Here is a 19306-nt window from a genome sequence, read left to right on the forward strand (position 1 = left end):
CTATTAAATAAGTACTCAAAGCTTTCAAAAATGAATTGTACCTCATTATTCTTTTTGAAAATTAATCACAATAATCAACTTCGATGCATTCGGAATTCCATTCTTATTAGCTGGTTTAAATGGAAAAGGAGTTGCTTTTACAGCTCTAACGGCTTCTTCATCAGCCTGCTTGTTAAATCCTTTCAATACTTTTACCGCAGAAATGTTACTGGCTGTATCCACAGTTAATTGAAGATATGTACGGCCTTCCCAATTCGAAGAATCAGGATAATTGACATTCTTCATTAGCGCAGCATAATATTTCTCCATCCCGTCAATAGGGTCAGGATAGTAATAATCTTCTTCGTTTTCTCCTCCTGCTACTTCACCAAAAAGTACATCTCCTACTGTTTTGCAGACATGTTCAGCGGAATCTGATTTGACTGCGTGCTGAGCTTGAGCACTCAAAATAAAAGAACTACTCGCAATTGCAGTTGCAGCCGCATATCTAAGGAATGTCTTGCTGAGTTGGGATGGTCTGAAAACCCCACAAATAGTAGAGTCAGAAGATTTCATAACTCGTTGAAAATCAGCATTCGTTTTTTCCGTAAAGTCAATTACCTGCTTAGAACAAGTCGAACAGTTGTATCCATCCGCTGTCCTGTCCATCGATTCTTTCGATTTGGGACAACTAATCTTCAACTTTACATTCTTAATATCTGACATTCAAAGTATTTAAATGAATAATCTAAAACACTGATGCTAAATTTTATCTAAAACCGCTTTAGTCATATCGCTTTTAGTATTTCCTGTGTTTAGTGTTGTGGTAGGTTCAAATAACATGATCCAGACCTCCTCATCTGCAACAGGTTTATGCTCCACTCCTCTTGGTACAATTAGAAATTCATTTTCATTAATCTGAACAGTTTTATCTCGATACTCCATTTTGAAACTGCCCTTCACCACAAAAAAGAGCTCATCTTCTTCATCATGTTTATGCCATATAAATTCTCCTTTAAGTTTTACCAGTTTCACATGCTGTCCATTCAATTCACCTACTATTTTAGGCGACCAATGTTCTGAAAACAATGCGAATTTATCCTCAAGATTTACCTTATCCATTTTTTTAAAATTTGATGTCTAACTTCAAAAGTTTTATTTCTTAGTCTGAAAACAAGCTCATCATATTTCTTTCATCACTAAATAAACGGTGTACGCAATATAAAATGCTAAAAGAAGCGCAGCCTCCCATCGGTCTAATTTTCTTCTTTTTCCAGTAACCATAGCTACTAACAAAAAAATTGTTCCACCGATTAAGATGTAGATATCTAGATTAAATTTTGGATTATAATCAATAGGAGCAATGATGCTGCTGATTGCTAAAATCAATAAAATATTAAAGATGTTTGAACCCACCACATTCCCTATGGCGATGTCACTATTCTTCTTGGTAGCAGCCACAACGGAAGTTACTAATTCAGGTAGTGATGTGCCAGCTGCAACTATAGTCAATCCAATTATTTTCTCACTAACCCCTAAACTATTGGCAACATTAACCGCATTGGTCACCACAAGTTGACCTCCAATTATTAATCCTGCTAATCCAATCGCAATTAAACCCCAAATCTTAGGTGTAGATTTTAGGACGATATTTGATTGAATATTCTGTTCATTCTTCATTTGTCTAAAGACATAATACAAAAACAGAACGAACAAAACCAACATAAAAAAGCCTTCCATTCTACTCAAACTTGTGGGCTCCGAAAAGCTAAAATCATTAATGAAAAACAACATTAAAACTGCTACCAGTAAGGATATGGGGATTTCTTTCCATGCCGTAGAAGATTGCACAGTGATCGGCAAAATCAGTCCAGAAATACCTAATATGATATACAAATTAAAATTATTACTCCCCAATATATTGCCGACTACTATATCAGAATAGCCTTTTATAGAACCAACAATATTCACTACCAACTCGGGTGCGGAAGTTCCAAAAGCCACTATGGTCAAGCCTATGGCTAAATCCGAAACGTTATATTTTTTTGCTAAAGAAGATGCACCATCCACTAGCCAATTTGCTCCAAAAACAAGACAAGCAAATCCAACGACAACCAATAAAATTTGAATTACCATGACATTTACATTTTCCTAAATGTAATAGATTGGCTTTATATATTTATGTTTTAGGTTATTTTTTCACCAAAACGCACATCAAGTAAAGTTGTAAATAGATCGGTAGGAATATTCGTTTCCATAATCTCTATAAACAGTTTTTACTATTAGTAGGAAAGCAGTTTTTGACATCACTCCTTTTTTGACAATTAGATTATTTTTTTCTTCTAAACCAAATAAAAATACCTATTGCAATTATTAGCATGAATAATAGCGTAATGAAATATCCGTAATCTGTACGAAGTTCTGGCATATTTTCAAAATTCATTCCATAAAGACCCGCGATAAAAGTCAGAGGCAAGAAAAACGCAGGGAATACAGTCAATAATTTCATTACATCATTGCTTTTTTTAGCTTGGAAAGACATATATGAATTGAGCAAAGAGTTTGCATCTTCTACAACCTCCTCAGTCCTTAGGGTCAAATCTAATATGGTGTCTTTTACATCTTGCAGGTTGGTATGCAATGACTCCTTAACCTTAAAATGATTAAAAACAGATTGCATGATAACTAATATCTTTTTGGTTAACCTAGCTTTAGACTTTTCGAAGTAGAGCTTTTCTATGGATAAATTGTCTCCAGCTTTTAGAAAAATGCTTTGCTCTAAAGCATCCATTCTTTCGGATTGTGTTTTGATAGGCTTTTCAAAAGTGTTGAGTAACTCATTTATAATATACAAAACCATCTCATCTGAAGACTTGAAGTTTTCAGGCAAATTATTCAAAAAAGAAAAAGGAGCTCGGTGTATCGTGATTATGGCTTGCTCATTTACAAAAAAGGCAATTTTATTACTGATTTGACCGACTTCTATGGCTTTTTCATCTTCAGAGGCAGTGTAAGCCCTCAGAATCATAAATGTATAATCAGAAGTTTTCTCAATTTTAGGAAGATGTCCAGATTCGAGTGCATCTTCCAAAAAATTTAAGTCCACTTTCAACGGTAAATCCAGATTTGAAAGACTTAGTTCTGATGGATTTTCAATATCAATCCATTGAAAGAGTCCATAATTATGAGTTCTTTTATTCATTTGCCTAAAATAAATTCAAATCTAATTCAAAAATCGTTTAAAGTTTAATGATTGAATATCGTTTAAGGCTAAATTTAATTCTATCAACAAAAAAAGACTCCAATTTCCCATTTAAAGAAAATCAGAGTCTTAATTACACAGTTTTATTTCTAGATTTTAGCTTCTAGTATCTCAACAATTACATTTCTTCGTCAAAAGGAACCACACCCATATTGTACCATGCGAACGAATACTTATCAGCAATTTCATCAATGATTTTATCCGTTGGTTTTCCAGCTCCGTGTCCTGCATTAGTTTCAATTCTAATCAAAACAGGATTTTCTCCTGCATGCTTTTCCTGCAATTCTGCAGCAAATTTAAATGAATGTGCTGGCACCACTCTGTCATCATGATCAGCAGTAGTGATCAAAGTAGCTGGATATTTCACGCCTTTTTCTACATTATGAACTGGAGAATAACCATATAAATATTCAAACATCTCTTTGCTATCTTCTGAAGTTCCGTAATCATAAGCCCAACCTGCACCTGCAGTAAAGGTGTGATAACGCAACATATCCATTACGCCCACAGCCGGGAATGCTACTTGCATTAAATCAGGACGCTGCGTCATAGTTGCTCCCACTAGCAATCCTCCATTGGAGCCACCTGAGATAGCGAGCTTATCAGAGCTAGTATATCCCTCATCAATTAAATATTCTGCTGCAGCTATGAAATCATCAAATACATTTTGCTTCTGCATTTTAGTACCGGCTTTGTGCCACTCTTCTCCATATTCTCCTCCACCTCTAAGATTTGGTTGAGCATAAACTCCGCCTTGCTCCAACCACACCAAACGCGCAACACTAAAGCTTGGACGTAAACTCACGTTAAATCCACCATAAGCATAAAGCTCAGTTGGATTTTTACCGTTTTTCTCTAATCCTTTTTTGTAAGTAATAAACATCGGAATTTTCGTTCCGTCTTTACTTTCATAAAAAACCTGCTCTGTTTCATAATCCTCCGGATTGAAATCAATTTCAGGTTTCCAGTATAATTCAGAAGTTCCTTTTTCGATATCGTATTCGAATATGGCGGAAGGATAAGTGAAAGAAGTAAAACTATAATATAATTTTTCATCTTCTTTCTCAGCACCAAAGCCGCCTGCAGTACCAATTCCTGGTAATTCTACCTGACGAACTTTTTTGCCATCATAATCAAATTGATGGATTTCAGTTTTCACATCCACCATATAGTTTGCAAAAAGATAACCACCTGCTGTGCTCACATTTAATACGTTTTCTGTTTCAGGGATTACATCTTTATAGTTTTCTGTAGATGGGTTTTTGACATCTACTTCAACCAATCTTTTATTGGGCGCATTCAAATTTGTTTCAATCAATAATCTGTCGCCATCATTATCCAAAACAGAATGCTCGCTATCAAATCCTTCTGCAATTGGAACAATCGGATTATTCCAGTCGGATAAATCTTTCACATATAATTCATTTCCACTGGTGCTGTTAGCCGCAGAAATAAATAAGAACTTTTGATCATCACTCACATAACCACCAATGTATCTTCTTGGGGTTTCGCTTCCACCAAAAATAAGTTTATCCTCTGACTGAGGCGTGTTCAGTTTGTGATAATATAATTTATGCTCCTGAGTTTTAGCAGAAAGCTCACTTCCTTCTGGCTTATCATAGCTGCTGTAGAAAAAGCCTTCATTTCCTTTCCAGGATACTCCGCTGAATTTCACATTTTGAATAGTATCTTCCACTATGGATTTATCTTCCGTTTTCATGACGATTACTTTTCGCCAATCAGAACCGCCTTCTGAAATAGAATATGCCAAAAGGCTTCCATCTTTTGTAAAAGATGTTCCTGCAAGGGAAGTAGTAGCATCATCTGAAAAGGTATTCGGATCCAAAAATACTTCTTCTTCTCCATCTAAGCCTTTTTTACGATAAACCACCCACTGATTTTGCAGTCCGTCATTTTTATAAGTGTAATAATAATCGCCATGCTCTCTTGGAGAACCTTCTTTTGCGTAATTCCAAAGTTCAGTCAGTCTGGATTCTATTTTATCTCTGAAAGGAATATTATTCAAATAGCCGAACGTCACTTCATTTTGTGCTTCTACCCATTCAGCTGTTTGCTCCGAGCGGTCATCTTCTAACCATCGGTAAGGATCGGGTACTTCTGTTCCAAAATAAGTATCAACAGTATCGACTTTAGCCGTTTCAGGATAGTCCTTTATCTCCATTTTCTGATTTTTTTCTTCACTATTGCATGCAAAAACTGCCAATGCAAGTGGAAAAGCCCATATTTTGTTCATAATTGTAGCATTTAAATTTGACGTAAAATAAGGGCTTTTTTGGAGAAAATCAGCAGAATTATAAAAACGGTGGATGTTGGGGGTGGTGGGTGGAAATAAAGTATAAATCCTGAGTTTATTTAAGTTAGACAAACGATAAGAATAATCATGTTTATTTTGAAACTTCAACATTCAATCTGATATCAATAATAGGCACATTTTCAAACCAACTTTCCAAACTATACCAATCATCAAAAAGAGCATGCTTAACAAAACCTTTTAATTCTGACTTTTTATTGTCGTAGTATAATAATGGATTTACACTCAACTTTTCTTCACGTTCATCAAAAACCTTATCAGGTACAACTCTATTAAGGTATAAAAAGTAATTTTCAGCTTCATCGCTAAGTTCAACACCAAGATGAAATTTAATTGCATTTTCCTTCAATAAATCTTCAATATTGAAATACTTAATTGACCCAATTGGTCCGGTAAACCCAGATTTTTGATCAAAATATCTGAATACTTGAATAACCAAATACCCTTCACTGTGATACCTCCTTTTAGTCTTAATTGGTATTTCAATACTTGATAAATATCCATTTAATTGAGGAGTTTGTACTTCAAATGCATAAGAGGTATTTAAACTTAGGGCATAGCTTGACTTCTTTTCAGTTATATTTCCGTACTGTGCAACTTCTGTCTCTGAAGGTTTAACTATTACCTCATTCAAAACATGAGACTTTTTAGTTAAAAAAATGGTATCACTAATTTTATTCTTCGATAGAATATTGATTTTCAAATCCTCATAATTTACATGAGAAAAAACTAGCGTATCTCCTTCACTCACTTCTAATGTAAATTCGCCTCTCTCATTTGAATAAGTAAATTTCTTATTGTTTTGATTTACAATAGAGGCAAATTCTACAGGATTACGTTTTTCATTGAAGATATAAAAAGAGTTACTCTGGGAATTGGCATTAAGAGGAAATAATATTGCAAAAATAAATGTAATAAACTTCATATAAACACTTTATTTGTCAAAGTAGGCGATTATAAAAAATAATCGCCTACTTTAGATATTTAGCAACTTTCAGTTTCAGTCCATGAATCTCCTAAATTAAATCCAAACAATTTAGCCTGCTTGGTTAAAACTTTGACACCTAATATGCATTCACTTTCCTTAACTTCGGTTCCTGTTCCTAGAAATGTACCAGCAGTTACCACATCACTCCTAATTTCGGACTGAATTTGTAAGATAAAAAGTGATAATAAGAGCGCAAGTAAAGATAGTTTTGCTTTTTTCGATAAATTTTTCATACCTAAGTAAAATTTAAATTGTTAATAATTGATTTAATACCAACTCAACTTTCATGTGTATTTAAAGAAAAAATATTCTTTATCCGTGGCGCCTTAAGGATAGGAAGAATAGTTATTCACTTTCTAAGCTTTCATTTCTCTTAGTGATTTAAAATCAATTTCTTTAGCACAAGTATTTAGTTGATGCGTAAACCTATTAAAAAATTCACCCCCCCCAAATATAGTACAAGTTATTTTTCAATCCGTCCCCAAGGACTTAGTTAAAAAATAGCTCCTAGTGGATTAAATTAGGATTTTTAAAACAAAATATTTTTAATAAGTTATTTTATATGTTAAAACATACATTCAGAAACCCTTGATTTCACATTTCACAATAGCCAAGTTATCTCCATCCCTAAAATTTTGGATCTTTTTGAGCAACTCTTGATTCAACTTGCTTTGTGATGATTTTTGTAGGTCTGCATTTTCAAGCATTTCGTGCTGGGCTTCAAGGTTTACAATAAAATAAATATGCTCTTCATCTATTGCCGTTGGTCGATGAGGATAGCTGATTTTCTCCTTTACATTTAAGCCAAAAACATCATTCTCTATCTCATCAAAAACCTTTGTCTCATTGCTTTTAATATTAGCGTAGAAATGAAATTGATTTTCATTTTTTAGAGCAGATGAGAACATTATCAAATCATTTGATAAAAAATTACTTAAACCATAAGCATTTCCACTTTTAGCCATCGATTGAGAAAATTCCCTGACATCCTGATATGATTTTTCAAACAACTCCTCAGGAATATTATATTTTCCGAAATTCAAATAAGTAGAATCAACAATTGAAGTTTCATTCAATCGATAAACAAATGGATTATAGGTTTGGAAGAAAGTAGCAGGTTCTCTCATGAAATTTCGCGCTTCCATAAAAAGCATAAAACCAGCTTTATTCTCATCAAATGGGAAATAAGTATTCAATATTTCATTTCGGTTTTTATTCCAAACCAAAAGTTGATATCCATATTTTGGCGCATAAAAATTACCTCCATAAAGAAAATAATCCTCTCCGTTTAAACTCAGTAAACTTTGTACGCCTTGCAATTGCTCGTTTTGGTAAACCGACATCAGTTCACCTTTCAAATTAAGGTTAAAATCTTTCCTGAATTTCCATCGAGCAATTCAATTTGCCCTTTCGGATTAATGAAAAAATTACTCAATTTCTGATATTGCTCGGGTCCCTCTCCTTTAGCTGAAATCACGACTTCTTCACCTGAATTCATATTTTTGATGAGAAGGTAATCTAACCCCCAACCACAATGCAACACCAAATATTCATTGTAAGTAGATACTTTCAGCAGGTTATCTACCACATGCTTGTCACTAAAATAAATTACATCATTAAGATTGAAATACTCACTGACTTTTAGGGTTTGAGGATTATCCAAATCAATTTCGATGGATTTGGAAGTGGATTCCTGTGATTCTTTATTACCTCCACAAGAAATGATAAGAAAACTACAAATGATAACAGAAAGTACTCTAAGCATAGTATTTCGTTTTGATTAAAGGAAATGAAGCTTCAAACTTAATTTTTAAGATTTTAAAATCAAAGTAAGATGCTATTTCACTAATTTCTTCAACTCTTTTTCAGAAACTTCTAGCAGGCCTACTTTTGGTAATCTTTTGGTCAGTTCTCTCCAGTTGGCATCTTCTGAGTAGATTTTTTGTAGCATTTTGACTGCCTTATCGATTTTTCCGTCATTTGCTAAAGTGATAGCCGTCCAATATTGCATTTCAAGATTCTGCGGGAACATTTCCATGGCTGAATTATATTCGTTCATGGCCTGTTGCATTTTTCCTTTTTCCACGAAAAAATCTCCCTGGTTCATGTGCTCGTAAGCTCTATAGACCTTCACTAATCGTCCTAATTCCTGAACCGGGTTTTCGTGGTCATCTACCCTCAAATCCAGTAATCTATCATTCCAGGGTTTATCGGTAGCTTCCGCTTTTACCACCAAAAGTGCGGCAGATTGCTTCCCTCTAATATCTCCACCCTGAGCCTGGGCAGCTTCTAATACTTTAACCATTCGCTCAGCTAATGGTAAATCACTGTATTCTTTCCAGGCTTTTTCCATTTCAGGCACTACAGTGTCATTCAACATCATATTGGCTTGAACCGAAAAGTTATCACCATTCGCATGACCCGCTTCATCTATGCACTTTTCTCCCGTATGAGTAGCTACTCGACCTTTTGCATCTAAAATAGCTACTTGACGAAATGCTTTTCCCTCATCATTATTCAATAAACTGTCCAATGCTTCCTTAGGACTTAAACCTGCTTTCAGCATTGCTAATCCTCGCAAGCCAAAAGATTTATTGGTAAAAGACTGGGTCGCAACCACTCCTACTCCTGCTTCTCCCCAGGAAACGGCAGTACCTACACTGAACCAATGACTTTGCACAGCAACCGCCATCTCACCAGTTGCTGCGTCTCGGGCAACAATGGAATAGGTATGGGCTAGTGGGTCATTCGGTCTATTTAATTGACTCAAAGCTTCAAAACTGAAGGCGATAGAAAGGAGTATTAGGTATATTTTTTTCATAGGTTTTTATTTAGCTTCATTTGCAAGTTCAAGAGTTCTATCTATTAAGGACTCAGAAATCTAAAATTAGTCCCTAGAATTTGATTTATAACTGATTTAACACTAGAAATAAGTCCTTTTTGTTTGGCCAACAAAAACATTCCTAAGGAGCCTGGCACATCAAGTCCCAAGTCTTTGGCTATTTTTCGCCCTTTTTGTTCATCAAGAATAATAAGAGATTTTTTAAAATCCGTAGCAAGGGAAATTGCAGTAGCTTCTCCAATATCTAAAATATTGAATAATCCTAAATGCAGATTCGATTTAGGATTTTGAATTTTAATCCAGCGTGGCAAAGGTTTGTTAAATTCTTGAGCGACTATGTCTGTTATCAGAATTTCAGAGAATAGATTTTTCAATAGCTCAAGCCTATCGATTTTTGAAAATAATATTAGGCAGCTAGTATCAGATACTATAGTTTTCTGCATTTTTCAAATCATCGTTTAAGTCATCTGGAGAATGATTAATTAGTGAAACACCATAATCAACCAGCAATTCCATAAAGGTAGGTTTTGAATATCCGGCTAAATCTGCTGCTTGTCCGAGTGAAAGCTTACCCATCTCATACAATTTAGAAGCTAAAGCCATTTTAGCTACTTTATCATCTAAGCCTAAGCTTTCCGGAAAGTTTATTGTTAAAGTTTTCATACGATTGTGTTGATATAAATTTAACAACTTATTATTAAAATCAGTTTATTTGGTCAAGAAATCGGCTTAAAATTCGATTATACCCCTCTTGATTGTCATGTAAAGTGGAGTGCCCTGCTCCTTCCACCATTTCAAAAGTAGCATTGGGTGTTAATTTACTAAAATATTTTACGGTCTGAGGTCGGGCTTCATCGTATTCGCCTGTTAAAAATAAAGTAGGCACTGAAATCTTGCTTAAACTTTCTGTTCTGTCAAAATCTTTTAAAGTCCCAGTGCATCTAAATTCACTAGGTCCCCACATATAATTATAAATCGCGCCATTTCCTGAAACTTCTACGGTATCTAAAGGATGCGCTTTTTTGGATGACCGCAAGCCAAACTGACTCCAGTAATAAGCATCTGCTTTTTGATACGCTTCTGAATTATATTCTCCACTCTCATTGGCTGCATTTATGATTTCCTGAGTTTCTTTCGGTAAGGTTTTAATTAAAGTATCGGCATCTGCTTCCCATCTTGGTGTGCTTATCAAAGGACTGCTTAAAATCATTCCTTTTATACCTTCGGGATATTGCAAGTAATATTCTAATGCCAATGCTCCTCCCCAGGAATGTCCTAATAAGTAAAACTCTTCCAGTGCAAGTGAATCTTTTACGGCTTTCACTTGCTGTACAAAATGCTCAACGGTCATCAAAGTGGTGTCTGTATGGTAATCTGATCTTCCTCCACCCAATTGGTCAAATAAAATTACTTTTCTATCCTCATTTTGGGGACTTAGTTGATAGAAATAGCGATGTGTGCCGCCCGGGCCACCGTGTAGTGTCAAAATTGGAATTCCTTCTCCTTCTCCCATCACTTTATACCAAATCTCGCCTCCTTCAACTTCTATTTTACCTTCATGGGCGCTAAGCTGATCTTGAGATTCTTTGGGCTGACAACCGAATATTAGAATTAAAGAAAGATAGGTTAGGGATACCTGCTTCATCACTAGAGTTATAAAATGAATCTTCAAATTAAGGAATTATTTCTAAAATCATAAAGCTAATCTCTAGATCTCAACAGGAAAGATTGAACCGAAATTCAACTTGCAAATGACCTTTTCCAATTTAATCTTTCTAACATCATTACAGAGAGGCCCATAAAAAATGAGTTTTACAACTGCTAAATAAAATATAAATTGATAAATTTCCATTCTTAACTTAAAATGATTTCTATGAAATGAGCATAAATATTCGAGGCCAATTTAAACAGACTGCCAGTTGAATATTTATTGCAAATTCCATGTGACGACTAAAAAATAAAAAATTTACACATGAAAATATTATACGCGCTAATTCTTAACTTCCTTTTCTTGTCTCTTAATTCTTTCGGGCAATATTATCCCGATGTAGAATGGGAAAGAAAATCAGCCAAATCACTAAAAATGGATCAAACACTATTGGATAGCGCAGTCAGTATAGCGAGTCAATATGAAAATTCTGTTAATAAAGATTTGAGGATAGCCATTATGGAAGCCTTTGCAAGAGAGCCCTATCTTGAAATTTTGGGCGAAGTTAGGGAAAGAGGTGGTCCTGCTGGTTTGGTTATTAAAGACGGTTATATAATAGCGGAATGGGGAGATATTGAAAGAGTAGACATGACTTTTAGTGTTGCTAAAAGTTATCTTTCTACTGTTGCAGGCTTGGCCTTGGATCGCAACTTAATTCATAACATTAATGATAAAGCATCTAAATATGTTTGGGATGGCACTTTTGATGGAGCACATAATCAAAAAATCACCTGGGACCATTTGCTTACACAATCCTCTGACTGGTCAGGCCAGCAGTTTGGCCTTTATGATTGGGCTGACAGACCACCTAGAGAAGGGGGTATTGATGAATGGAGAGCAAGAACACTATATGAGCCAGGCACTCACTACAAATATAATGATGTGCGAGTAAATGTTTTAGCCTATTCACTTTTGCAAGTTTGGAGAAAATCGCTTCCTCAGGTTTTGAAAGATGAAATAATGGACCCAATTGGCGCTTCCACTACCTGGAGATGGCTAGGATATCATAATTCTTATGTGAATGTGGATGGATTGCAAGTTCAATCAGTAAGTGGTGGTGGGCACTTTGGAGGCGGAATATTTATCAATTCTTTAGACCATGCCCGATTTGGATTACTCTTCTTACGAAATGGCAAATGGAATGACCAACAATTAATTTCTGAGAATTGGGTGAAACAAGTTCAACGATCTTCTGAAGCAAAATCTGATTATGGTTATTTATGGTGGAACAATAGCCAGGGAGGCTGGGAAGGTGTTTCAAAAGAAGTTTATTATGCGGCTGGTTTTGGAGGGAATTATATCATTATTGATGAAGCCAACGATTTAGTAGTAGTAACCCGATGGATTGATAATTCTAAAATTGATGATGTTATGAGATTAGTTCAAATGTCTATCAAATGAAAACACTGTACTTCATAGCTATTTTATTTTCTGTAGCAATTACTTACCAACCTGCTTTAGGTCAATCCAACTATCAAAATGGCTATGTGGTCACCAATCAATACGACACCATTTATGGGCAATTAAAAGACAGAAGTCCAGAGCCTTTCGGAAAAATTTTTAAAAAAGTTAAAATGAAGGGCTTTTGGTTTTTAGATAGAAAGTATGGGCCGAAAGATTTAATTTCTTACAAAATTGGAAATAGCATTTATGAATCTATTTGGTATGATACTTACTCTGAATTATTTTCAGTATTCCATGTCAGCATTCCAGAAAAGGGTGAAAAAGTATTTATGAGATTAGCGGTAAATGGAAATGTGAAATTATATTGGGATGAATATCGAGACCCCGACAGCGGCTATGAACAATCTATTCCCTTTCTCAAAAAGAGAAATTCTGAAGAATTGATTAGAGTTACTCAAGGGATTTTGGGATTCAAGAAGAAGTATTTAGCAAATCTTTTTACGGACTGTTCTGAGCTTGTCAATAGAATGTATGATGGATATTTTGATATCCCTGAAGAGATGGCGGAGTTTTACAATTCAAATTGCAATTGATGAGTAAGAGCTGTTTACCTAAAATTTCAAAGTTGAAAATTTCTTTTTCCCCTTTGCAAAAAACTCATTGATAATCGATTTTTTGTAAACTTCTGGATGCTTAAGTCCTGCTTTTTGACTTTGAGTAAATTCATTTTTCATTTGTTTAAAGTCACGATGTGCTTTTAAAATTGCATTAGAATTAGCTCTTTTTCCTTTTGCTATGAATTGAATAGCAGCCAAAATATCCAATCTTTTTCTTCTTTTTCGAATGGACTCAAACTCTCCCCTACTGAGATTTTTGTAAAGTAACAACCAATTATTCCTAAAATTAAGGTAAGTTTTAAAAGGACTTTCTGCTTTTAAAGTTCCGCCTCCAACATGGAATACGGTACTCTCTCCACAATAATAAATTTCTTTCCCTGCATTTTTAGCGCGCCAGCAAAAATCGATTTCTTCCATATGAGCGAAAAATTTATCATCCAATCCACCCAACTCGTGGAAAGCTTTTGATTTCACAAAAAGACAAGCACCAGTCGCCCAAAATACTGGAATATTATCATCGTATTGTCCTTTGTCTTTTTCCAGATGAGAGAAAATTCTGCCCCTGCAAAAAGGATAACCTAAGTGATCAATAAAACCCCCACCAGCTCCTGCGTATTCAAAGTAGTCTTTATCATGAAAAGATTTAATTTTTGGCTGGCAAGCTGCAATATTTTCATTCTGATGCATCAAGTTTATAACTGGCTCAATCCAGTTTGGAGTTGTTTCTACATCAGAATTAAGCAAAATATAATAATCGGACTCAATCTGCTTTAGAGCATAATTATACCCTCCTGCATAACCCAGGTTTTCAGGAATTTCAATAAGTCTAAGTTTGGGGAATGTATTATTTAAGAATTCAACAGAATCATCTGTAGAGGCATTATCAGCGATGATTATCTCGTAAGGATCGGAATTTTGAATAACATTCGGCAGGAATTTTTCGAGATAATTCCTGCCGTTAAAATTAAGTATTACTACTGCAACGCTATCAGCCATTGAACATACTACCTAAATCCATTCCAGGGATATTCGGCATAGCACCATCAGTTGCTTTCTTCATCTCTTCCCTAGCTAAAACATCCACTTCTTCCATGGCTTTGTTTACCGCAGCTACTGTAAGGTCCTGAATCATTTCTTTATCATTTTCATTTACAAGTGAATCATCAATTTCAATGCTCACCACTTGTTTTTTACCGTTTACTTTGGCCTTCACCATTCCTGCACCGGCTTCTCCTTCAGCTGTGATGTGCACTAAATTTTCCTGAGCTTGTTTTACTTTGCCCTGTACTTCTTTAATCTGCCCCATCATTTTCATCATATCAAACATAACTATCGAATTAAATTAAAAACTCCACTTTTATTATAAACCTCACCGTATTCATCTGTTACACGCACAGTGTAAGTATAAGTTCCTGCCGGTGCTGGGCGATTAGGCAAATATCCATCCCAGCCAATTTCTATAGAATTGCTTCTGAATATCAAGGTACCCCAACGGTTATAAATACTAAATTCTACTTCTTCTATAAACTTGCCTACTACTTTTATTTCCTCATTCAGGGCGTCTTGATTTGGAGTAAATCCTGATGGCACAAAAAAGGAAGAAGGTATTTTGTAACGTAACAAATTAGAATAAGCAACCAAGCCATTATCGGAATAAGCTTCCACTTGATAAAATGATAGTTGATCATCACTTTGGGCAATGTTCTCGCCATAGAATTCATTTAGCCCCACGTTTTCTTCACTGATCACATTCATGTTCTCGTCATACTTAATAATTACATATTCTCTCAATAAAGAATCGAAGCCACCGAATCCATTCCAGGCAAAAGTAAGCTCAGATTCATTCTGGTTTACTTGAAGTAGAATATTTTCAGCAGTCGTCCGTAAAGGTGAAATCCCTCCACAACTATTCACATAAGCAACTGAATAATAAAAAAGCCTGTCATAAAAGGCAATACCTACGTCCACATATGAATTGGTAGTAGCGGTATCCGCTTCAAAAAATTCATCTCCAATATTTCTTTTCTTAAAAATAATAAATCCCTCAGGCTGAAGCCCTTGAGGTACTTCCCAAGTCAGTTCTAATTCGCTATCCGAAAGTACATTTGTGGCAATTTGAGTAATGGGAATTGTTGGTGAACCAGTAATGGCTGAAACTGATTGAAGAAGGGAAATCACTTCAATTCCTTCACTATCAATAGTTCGGACTTGATAGATATCCTCTTGTCCACAAAGAACATTCACGTCAAGATAGGGCGCATTTCCAGAATAAATTACCTCTCCATTCTTTAGTAGATCAGAATTTTGAAAGGTAAAATGATTCCAATCTAATAAATTGCCATCCACATTAGCTTGGGCGGAAAATCTAATGGTACATACTTCATTTGAAATTAACTCATCACCTGTACATTGACTAGTTGAAATAATTCTTGCACAATAAAAGGCAGATAGCAAATTTCTATTCTCAAATGTAAGCGTTCCTCCTCCTGTATTGGAAATGTTTTCAATGGTTTGATAATTTCCATTTGTATTTTGCTTTATCTGCAATTGATAGATTTGATTTTCATTTGTTTCATAAGCTATTTCAAAACTATTTTCTGAAAGCATTACTATAGAATTAATACTGGCCGCAGATTCTGTTTGATCGATGGGTATAAAAGTTTTCGTAAAAGAATCATTATTACAATTATTATTACCAGAATTATCAAATCTCCCAACCACTGAAAGTGTATATTCTATTGTAGGGTCTGCATACTGATAACTAAAAGGAAATTGATTGATGGAATAATCCTGAACGGTGCCATCTCCAAAATTTATATTATAAATATCAAAATCTTCTTCTTGCGCATTAATATCGAAAAACACTTCATTATCACAAGTTGAAATAGCAACAAAAGGGGCGGAAGGTTCAATGATTTCTATTGTAATACTGTCATAGGTTTGATTATCTCCTAATTGGTCTAGAAATAAAATTTTATAAGTCCCTGCTTCTTGATAAGTAAATCGATAATCTTCAGGATCTTGTACAGCACTACCTAAACAACCATTATTACTTGGGATATCAGATAAATCGGCATCAAAACAAATGAATTGGGAGGCACCTTGAGTATTCCGCTCCGTTACTTCAATCTCAGTTCCGACACATCCCTTCAGATAATTAACAGAAAACAAACCATTCTCACTCTGAAAGTTCCCCTGAGCTTTCAATCCGAATGCACCAGAAATTAGTGTAAATAGTAGTAATAATTTTCTCAAGCTTTTTGAGTTTTAATGAAATGAACAGCTTTCACAATATCATAATGCAAAATTCTATCTTCCTCAATTAACGGAACTTCCGCCCTAAAATTACGAATTATTTCTTCTAAATATATACTTGTTTTCAGTGGCCTTCTAAATTTTATGGCTTGAGAGGCATTTATTAATTCTATTGCCAAAATTTGATAGGTATTTTCAACGATTTTAAAGAGTTTGGTTGCTGCATTTGCACCCATACTCACATGATCTTCCTGTCCATTTGAGGAAACAATGCTATCCACAGATGCAGGAGTGCACAACTGTTTACTTTGGCTCACCAAACTTGCTGCACTGTATTGTGGAATCATCAAGCCAGAATTTAACCCTGGATTCATCACGAGGAAATCTGGCAAACCTCGACTCCCTGAAATCAATTGATAAGTTCTCCTTTCCGATATACTTCCCAGTTCAGCTAATGCTATGGCCAAAAAATCCAGTGAAAGTGCCAGTGGTTGTCCATGAAAATTACCGCCTGAAACAATTTCACCTTCCTCCGGAAAAATATTAGGATTATCGGTAACTCCAGCCAACTCTTTACTTATAATATTCCTTACATAATTGATAGCGTCATAACTAGCCCCATGAACCTGAGGAATGCAACGAAAACTGTAAGGATCCTGAACATGCATTTTATTTTGACTGATGATTTCACTGCCATTTACAAGTTCTAAAATCTTTTGAGCCACCATTTTTTGCCCATCTTGGTTTCTGATTTTATGAATTTTAGAATCAAAAGGCTCCGGTCGACCATCAAAAGCATCTAGTGATAAGGCGCTTATAGTATTCGACCAATTGAAAATATCTTCTGCAGCCAGAACTGCGTGAACTCCAAAAGCATTCATGAATTGCGTACCATTCAGTAAAGCTAATCCCTCCTTCGCTTTCAAATGAATAGGTTCCCAATGCATTTTGATTAAGAGATCCTTTCCAGTGACTTTTTCCCCTTTATAATTGACTTCGCCTTTTCCGATTAATGGTAGAGATAAATGCGCCAAGGGTGCCAAATCTCCTGAAGCACCTAAAGAACCGGATTCATAAATAACAGGAAGAATATCGTGATTATAGAAATCCACCAGTCGCTCTACAGTCACTAATTGAACGCCACTGTGTCCGTAAGAAAGAGATTGAATTTTTAGCAAAAGCATGATTTTTACAATTCGCTTATCAATCTCTGGTCCAGTGCCACAAGCATGTGACATGACCAAATTAGATTGCAACTGCTCTAAATCTGGTTTGGAAATATTATGGCTATAAAGTGAGCCAAAACCTGTATTGATTCCATAAATTGGGTCATCGGAAGACTGAATATGTTCGTCTAAAAATTTCCGACAATTTACTATTGCGGTCACAGCCTTATCTGCCAGTTTTAGCTTTTTATCTTCGGCTAAAATATCTCTTATTTCAGATAGCGTTAAGTCGTGGTCGCCAAGTACGAAAAAGTTATTCATATCCTAAGAATCGTTTTAAAATGCTTTCTGCATTTAAGCTTTCTTGCGTTCCTTCTTTCATGTTTTTGAAAGTCAAATCACCCGTTTTCATCTCCTCAGAACCCACCAAAATCACATAAGGAATTCGTTTATCGTTGGCGTATTTCATCTGTTTTTTAAGCTTTGTAGGTTCAGGATAAAGTTCGGCTTTAACATTGGCCGTTCTTAATCTGTGCAATACTTTAAGCGAATATTTCCAACAAGCTTCATCAAAGCTCACCATCAATACTTCTGTACTACTTTCTGCATTTTCAGGATACAAATCGAGTTCTTCCAGTACATCATAAATTCTATCGACTCCAAAAGAAATACCGACTCCTGAAACATCTGGCAAGCCAAAAGTATCGGTCAAGCCATCATATCTTCCTCCTCCACAAATGCTGCCCATTTCTACATTTTTAGGCTTCACTTCAAATATGGCTCCTGTATAATATGAAAGTCCACGCGCTAAGGTCACATCCAGTTCCAGTTGTGGTACTTTTGCACCAAATGATTCCAGAATTTCAAATACCTCATTAAGTTCCGCCAGTCCTTTTTGTCCTGCTTCAGAATCTTTAAGAAAGTCTTTCAGGAAATTAATTTGCTCAGCGTTATCTCCACTTAACGCAAATAAAGGTGATAATGTATCGATTGCTGATTGAGCAAATCCTCTTTCTACTAATTCTTCTTTTACTTTTTCCTCTCCGATTTTATCTAACTTATCAATAGCTACTGCAAAATCTGTTTCCTTGCCTTCTGCACCCATCACTTCTACAATTCCTGTTAAAATTTTGCGATTATTGATTTTAATAGCGTATTCCAGAGAGTTGGCTTTCTTGCTTTGCAGGTTTTTGAAAACCTCCTGTATCATCAGTACAATTTCGGCTTCGCAAAGCATGGAGGTGGTCCCAATGGCATCTGCATCGCATTGAAAAAACTCTCTGTATCTTCCTTTTTGAGGACGATCTGCCCGCCACACCGGCTGGATTTGATATCGCTTAAAAGGAAAGGTTAAATTATGCTGGTTCATCACCACAAATCGGGCAAAAGGGACTGTAAGGTCGTATCTAAGGCCTTTTTCGGAAATTTTAGGTTGTAATGTTTTTGAGTCATTACGGTCACCCTCTTTTGTTTTAGACAAAAAATCTCCTGAATTCAATATTTTAAAAAGCAACTGATCACCTTCATCTCCATATTTCCCTTGTAGTACGCTTAAATTCTCCATGGCAGGAGTTTCTATGGGTGCATATCCATATTTTTGATAGACCTTCTTGATGGTGTCAAAAATAAAATGTCTTTTTGCCATTTCAGCTGGTCCAAAATCACGTGTTCCTTTAGGGGTAGAAGGTTTCTGTTTGCTCATTTTACTAATTATTTTGGCGCAAATCTACAAATTTTTGTGGATAGGTTAGCA

20 protein-coding genes are annotated in these 19306 nt (G+C 35.4%); 2 read left to right on the top strand and 18 right to left on the bottom strand.

Features of this window, described 5'->3' with window-relative positions:
* Nucleotides 1-45: 45 nt before the first annotated feature.
* From VFM92_RS14850 to VFM92_RS14910, 13 genes are all read right to left on the bottom strand, one after another.
* Entirely contained in the window at nucleotides 46-705 is a 660-nt protein-coding gene (locus VFM92_RS14850) for an energy transducer TonB (RefSeq protein WP_325123017.1), read from the bottom strand.
* A 36-nt stretch (nucleotides 706-741) separates the two neighbouring features.
* The gene (locus tag VFM92_RS14855) at nucleotides 742-1101 is read right to left on the bottom strand and encodes a cupin domain-containing protein (RefSeq protein WP_325123018.1); all 360 of its coding nucleotides are present in this window, start codon (nucleotides 1099-1101) and stop codon (nucleotides 742-744) included.
* A gap of 60 nt (nucleotides 1102-1161) precedes the next feature.
* The gene (locus VFM92_RS14860) at nucleotides 1162-2115 is read right to left on the bottom strand and encodes a calcium/sodium antiporter (RefSeq protein ID WP_325123019.1); all 954 of its coding nucleotides are present in this window, start codon (nucleotides 2113-2115) and stop codon (nucleotides 1162-1164) included.
* Nucleotides 2116-2308: 193 nt separating this feature from the next.
* Nucleotides 2309-3181, bottom strand: a complete 873-nt coding sequence (locus VFM92_RS14865; protein ID WP_325123020.1) for a CorA family divalent cation transporter — start codon at nucleotides 3179-3181, stop codon at nucleotides 2309-2311.
* Between the two features lie 178 nt (nucleotides 3182-3359).
* Nucleotides 3360-5495 carry a prolyl oligopeptidase family serine peptidase gene (locus VFM92_RS14870; RefSeq protein WP_325123021.1) on the bottom strand — a complete coding sequence of 712 codons (2136 nt, stop codon included), beginning with the start codon at nucleotides 5493-5495 and terminating at the stop codon, nucleotides 3360-3362.
* Nucleotides 5496-5646: 151 nt separating this feature from the next.
* Nucleotides 5647-6498, bottom strand: coding sequence for a carboxypeptidase-like regulatory domain-containing protein (locus tag VFM92_RS14875; RefSeq protein ID WP_325123022.1), 852 nt, complete (start codon nucleotides 6496-6498; stop codon nucleotides 5647-5649).
* A 59-nt stretch (nucleotides 6499-6557) separates the two neighbouring features.
* Nucleotides 6558-6794: a hypothetical protein gene (locus VFM92_RS14880; RefSeq protein WP_325123023.1), complete on the bottom strand. Its 237-nt coding sequence runs from the start codon at nucleotides 6792-6794 to the stop codon at nucleotides 6558-6560.
* Nucleotides 6795-7139: 345 nt separating this feature from the next.
* The gene (locus VFM92_RS14885; RefSeq protein ID WP_325123024.1) at nucleotides 7140-7904 is read right to left on the bottom strand and encodes a hypothetical protein; all 765 of its coding nucleotides are present in this window, start codon (nucleotides 7902-7904) and stop codon (nucleotides 7140-7142) included.
* Between the two features lie 11 nt (nucleotides 7905-7915).
* A complete protein-coding gene (locus VFM92_RS14890; protein WP_325123025.1) occupies nucleotides 7916-8326 on the bottom strand; it encodes a 6-bladed beta-propeller in 411 nt (136 codons plus the stop codon).
* 72 nt (nucleotides 8327-8398) lie between these two features.
* Nucleotides 8399-9382: a DUF1028 domain-containing protein gene (locus VFM92_RS14895; protein ID WP_325123026.1), complete on the bottom strand. Its 984-nt coding sequence runs from the start codon at nucleotides 9380-9382 to the stop codon at nucleotides 8399-8401.
* Nucleotides 9383-9426: 44 nt separating this feature from the next.
* Nucleotides 9427-9846 (bottom strand): DUF3368 domain-containing protein, encoded by a 420-nt coding sequence (locus tag VFM92_RS14900; RefSeq protein WP_325123027.1) that lies wholly within the window; start codon nucleotides 9844-9846, stop codon nucleotides 9427-9429.
* The gene (locus VFM92_RS14905; protein ID WP_325123028.1) at nucleotides 9824-10066 is read right to left on the bottom strand and encodes a UPF0175 family protein; all 243 of its coding nucleotides are present in this window, start codon (nucleotides 10064-10066) and stop codon (nucleotides 9824-9826) included. The genes VFM92_RS14900 and VFM92_RS14905 overlap by 23 nt, the downstream gene beginning before the upstream one ends.
* Nucleotides 10067-10106: 40 nt before the next feature.
* On the bottom strand, nucleotides 10107-11048 hold the full coding sequence (locus VFM92_RS14910) for a proline iminopeptidase-family hydrolase (RefSeq protein WP_325123029.1): 942 nt from the start codon (nucleotides 11046-11048) through the stop codon (nucleotides 10107-10109).
* A gap of 327 nt (nucleotides 11049-11375) precedes the next feature.
* Here VFM92_RS14910 and VFM92_RS14915 point away from each other — a divergent pair, with 327 nt between their 5' ends.
* Nucleotides 11376-12512, top strand: a complete 1137-nt coding sequence (locus tag VFM92_RS14915; RefSeq protein WP_325123030.1) for a serine hydrolase — start codon at nucleotides 11376-11378, stop codon at nucleotides 12510-12512.
* On the top strand, nucleotides 12509-13108 hold the full coding sequence (locus VFM92_RS14920; RefSeq protein WP_325123031.1) for a hypothetical protein: 600 nt from the start codon (nucleotides 12509-12511) through the stop codon (nucleotides 13106-13108). The genes VFM92_RS14915 and VFM92_RS14920 overlap by 4 nt, the downstream gene beginning before the upstream one ends.
* A gap of 18 nt (nucleotides 13109-13126) precedes the next feature.
* Here the strand turns inward: VFM92_RS14920 and VFM92_RS14925 are convergent, their stop codons facing one another.
* From VFM92_RS14925 to hisS, 5 genes are read right to left on the bottom strand one after another with little or no spacing between them, the layout of a single operon-like run.
* Nucleotides 13127-14128, bottom strand: coding sequence for a glycosyltransferase family 2 protein (locus VFM92_RS14925; RefSeq protein ID WP_325123032.1), 1002 nt, complete (start codon nucleotides 14126-14128; stop codon nucleotides 13127-13129).
* Nucleotides 14121-14459, bottom strand: coding sequence for a YbaB/EbfC family nucleoid-associated protein (locus tag VFM92_RS14930; RefSeq protein ID WP_325123033.1), 339 nt, complete (start codon nucleotides 14457-14459; stop codon nucleotides 14121-14123). Before VFM92_RS14930 ends, VFM92_RS14925 begins: the two co-directional genes overlap by 8 nt.
* A gap of 2 nt (nucleotides 14460-14461) precedes the next feature.
* Nucleotides 14462-16387, bottom strand: a complete 1926-nt coding sequence (locus VFM92_RS14935; RefSeq protein ID WP_325123034.1) for a T9SS type B sorting domain-containing protein — start codon at nucleotides 16385-16387, stop codon at nucleotides 14462-14464.
* Entirely contained in the window at nucleotides 16384-17874 is a 1491-nt protein-coding gene (hutH, locus tag VFM92_RS14940) for a histidine ammonia-lyase (RefSeq protein WP_325123035.1), read from the bottom strand. The genes VFM92_RS14935 and hutH overlap by 4 nt, the downstream gene beginning before the upstream one ends.
* The gene (hisS, locus tag VFM92_RS14945; protein WP_325123036.1) at nucleotides 17867-19255 is read right to left on the bottom strand and encodes a histidine--tRNA ligase; all 1389 of its coding nucleotides are present in this window, start codon (nucleotides 19253-19255) and stop codon (nucleotides 17867-17869) included. The genes hutH and hisS overlap by 8 nt, the downstream gene beginning before the upstream one ends.
* Between the last annotated feature and the right edge of the window lie 51 nt (nucleotides 19256-19306).

This window comes from Marivirga sp., from assembly GCF_035704835.1.
GTDB lineage: Bacteria > Bacteroidota > Bacteroidia > Cytophagales > Cyclobacteriaceae > Marivirga.